General features: G+C 65.9%; 5 protein-coding genes. All 5 read right to left on the reverse strand.

Annotated features, from left to right (window positions below; all coding sequences use genetic code 11):
* Window positions 1–5: 5 nt before the first annotated feature.
* Window positions 6–500, reverse strand: coding sequence for a YbaB/EbfC family nucleoid-associated protein (locus ACWPXK_RS23665; RefSeq protein ID WP_454198378.1), 495 nt, complete (start codon window positions 498–500; stop codon window positions 6–8).
* A 44-nt stretch (window positions 501–544) separates the two neighbouring features.
* The gene (locus tag ACWPXK_RS23670) at window positions 545–871 is read right to left on the reverse strand and encodes a hypothetical protein (RefSeq protein WP_454198379.1); all 327 of its coding nucleotides are present in this window, start codon (window positions 869–871) and stop codon (window positions 545–547) included.
* Window positions 872–984: 113 nt separating this feature from the next.
* On the reverse strand, window positions 985–1,293 hold the full coding sequence (locus ACWPXK_RS23675; protein WP_454198380.1) for a hypothetical protein: 309 nt from the start codon (window positions 1,291–1,293) through the stop codon (window positions 985–987).
* Between the two features lie 43 nt (window positions 1,294–1,336).
* Window positions 1,337–2,917 carry a hypothetical protein gene (locus tag ACWPXK_RS23680; RefSeq protein WP_454198381.1) on the reverse strand — a complete coding sequence of 527 codons (1,581 nt, stop codon included), beginning with the start codon at window positions 2,915–2,917 and terminating at the stop codon, window positions 1,337–1,339.
* Between the two features lie 155 nt (window positions 2,918–3,072).
* Window positions 3,073–3,369: a hypothetical protein gene (locus ACWPXK_RS23685; RefSeq protein WP_454198382.1), complete on the reverse strand. Its 297-nt coding sequence runs from the start codon at window positions 3,367–3,369 to the stop codon at window positions 3,073–3,075.
* Window positions 3,370–3,405 lie beyond the last annotated feature (36 nt).

Genomic DNA, 3,405 nt, shown 5'->3' on the forward strand with positions numbered 1-3,405 from the left:
TCGTGCTACCAGCTGGGGTCGGTGACTCTCCCCGGCTCGGCCTCGCGCTCACCGTGGTCGAACTCCTCCACGTCGGTGAATCGCAGTGCGGTGGTGTCATCGTCGTCCTCCGCACGCTCGGGCGAACCGGGCGGCGCGAGCGATACCGGTGGTTCGACCGGGATTTCACTGGCGAAGTCGGGCATGCCGTCGACCAGATCGGAAAGCTTCGGCAGCCGGGCACGCCGATCCGTGATGGGCGCGGCCAATTCCTGGTTCTTGCGTGCCACATCGGCCGCGGCGTCCTGCGCGACCTTGGTCACCGTTTTCGCGATCTGCGCGTAGCTCAAATCCTCGATGCCCGCGGAGAATTTGGTCTCGATGACGACACCGTTGGCATTCACGGTGACCGTCACCGTTTTATCCCGCGAGGTCGCGGTCCCGGTGAGTTTCGTCCGCTTCTGCTGAGCCTCCGCGATGATCCGCATCTGGTCCTGGAATGCCTCCAGGATCGAGTCCATATCCCGCTCATCGCGTCTTGCGTTGCTCATTCCGGCCCTTCGGGTCAGACGAGGCGATCGAAGTTATCGGTACCGGCCTGCTCGCCCTTGTCGAACGCCTCCGCGGCTTGGTACTGGCCCCGGGACATCCGCTCGAAGGAGGTCGCGATGTTCCGCGTGGCATCGTTGATGCTGTCCATCACGTTGACGAAGCCCTCTGGACCGTCGCGAAACTTGCTGCCGAACTTGTCCGGCCCCGCGGCGATGTTCGCTCGGCTCGCGGCGTCCTCGGCGCTGGACACGATGCCGAGCAGTTCCTCATCGGCTCTGGAAGTGTCCAGACCGGCAGTCCGCAGCTTCTCGGTGTAGTTCTCGATTTCGCCTGCTGCCATGTTGCTGTCCTTCGACTGATCGAACACCCACTTCGATCATCGCATGAACGTCAACTGTCCAGCACGTAAAATCCCTGCGACCTGGGATCATCCGCGGACTGCGCCGGATGTGTTCACCCGCTAGGGTTCTGCCCCTTCTTCCGATTGTGCTCTTCGATAGCCCGTTCCAGCTCAGCACGGCGCGCGGCGGCATTCGAGCCGTCGAGCTGACCTGCGAAAGCGGACCGGGCCGCCGTCACCAAACCCTCGGTGACCTCGGGATACGCTCGGGCGATATCGATAAGGGCCGTTTCGGTTTCGATGTCCAGCCCGGTTTCCGAATGCAGCCCACCACCGGTGGTGACCGACCCTAGTTCACGCTCGAAGTTGCGCCGCAGTTCGTCTTCGGAGGGGTATCGGCCTCGTACCATCGGTTCTCCCATGTGCGTAGGGTTCCTGCGACGATTGCTCTGTGTGAATCCCTGGTCACGCCTCCACCGAGCCGTGGCGCTGCTGGAAACGCTGCTCGAACTCGGCGGTGTACACCGATGGCGCCACCGACGACGAGGACTGCTCCAGCACGCCGTCGTCGGCGATGTAGAAGATGGCCCGGCCGATCGAGATCTCACCCGGCTGGGTCGGCACGTAGACCATCCAGCCCACACTGATCCGGTCGGCCCGCAGCTGGTCCAGTGGATACCCGCTGGTGTCCATGCCGCGGTCCCGAATGAACTGGCGCACCCGGGAAATCGCCTCGTCCGCCGCCATCGGCTCGGGCAGTGACATCGCCACACCGGCCATGGTCAGCTGGTAGAGGGCGCTGTCGACGTCGAAACTCCCGTCGTCGCCGAACACGTCCACCAGGGTGTCGCGCGTGACGACGCCGACTTCGGCGGCCGACACCAGGGTGGTCACCGCTGCTCGCTGCTGGTCGGTCGGCTGCTCGGCCACCAGTCCGGTGATCACCTCGGCCACCGTGTCGGCGGTCCAGATGCCGGGGACCGCGTCACTGAGCTGATTCGCCCGCGGCGACTCGCCGCGATACCAGTTTCCGTTCTCCCACCAGTAGCAGAACGACAACAATCCGTTGGCCGCACGCGGATTCAACACCGGATTCGCCACCCATTCCGGCGCGCCCGCGAAGAACGCGGGCATCGGCTCGCCGCCGTTATAGGTGGCATCCAGCTCCGGCGCGTTCCACACACCGCCCGACAGCACGGCCCGGCCACCAGGCAGGACATACAACGTCGAGCCACTGCGCTTGGCGCCCTCGAACCAGCCGAGCGCGGGCAATACCCTTGGGCCCCATTGTGATCCGGTCGCCACGAACGCAGCTGCCATCACCGCCCACCGCGACCACATCACGGGGTAGGCGGGAAAATCCTGCTCGGACAAGACCCCGCGCACACCCGCCTCGCGATCGGCTCGCGCCTGGACCGCTGCCTCTTGCGCGGTGCGCGACTGCCTGCCGTCGTGTCCGACATAGGCCGCCAGCCAAACTGGCAAAGTATCCCGGGGAAAAGCCTCGAGATCCGCGCGGTAGATCTCCGGCGGGAACAGTTGATCGTCCGGGAACGGCTCGTCGCCGTAGTCATAGTCGACTTCGATCTCCCCGACGTTGGTCAACGTCAGCACCAATCGCCACCAAGGGCCGTCACTGAGCTGCGCCGACAGCTGCCGATGCTCGCGTACCAGCGCGAGCACAGCCTCGGGGGGTTGGATGCGCACCGAGCGCTCTTGATCGTCGGCGAAGACGACTTGCGCCACCTCCGCCACCGTCGTCAGCGCGAACACCGCGTTCAGCCGCGCCCAGCCCTGGGGACCCAATGCCGCCAGCTCGCGGGCGATCTGGTGATTGAGTTGCTTGGCCCGCTCGGCGATATCGGACGCCTCGTTCTCGACGAGGGTGAATTCCACGTCCGGGTCGTCGCTGTGCTCCTGCAAGCTCGCCATGAACTGCCGCATGAAGGCTTCGTTGGCCTCCGCGGTCGGCTCCTCGGGATCGCCGCCGGACCCCGCGTCGTTGCCGGCCCCGCGGTCCTCGGCCTCGTCGTCTGGCTTGGTCACGTCGACGCGATCTCCTCATTCGTCCGCACCGAGGCACGACCCCACGCGGGAGCGGCGCGCCGGTGCCCGAGCTGTGTCACTGGTCCCATCCTGGCACAACGACCCGCCCGGCGGCCGCTGAACTACGAGGTAGTCCGCAGATCCCGGCGCCCCGGCTACTTGCCCGATTGTTCCGCTGCCCTGCGCCGGTTGAACTCCTCGATCTTGCGGGCGAGCGCGGCCTGCCTGGCGGCGGCGTTCGAACCGTCCAGCTGACCGGCGAACGCGGCGCGGGCCGCATCGACGAGTTCGTCGGACACGTCCGGGTAGGCGCGCGCGATCGTCCACAGCGCCTCCTCGGTTTCCATGTCCAAGCCGCTCTCGGAGTAGATGCCGCCACCGGTGAGCACCGAAGCAAGCAACTCGTCGAAGTTGGCGCGCAGTTCGTCGTCGGTCGGATAGTCGTCGCGCACGATCCCTCCTTACTCTCGTCCATTCTCCGCGCCGGT

This window comes from Nocardia sp. Marseille-Q1738, from assembly GCF_965283145.1.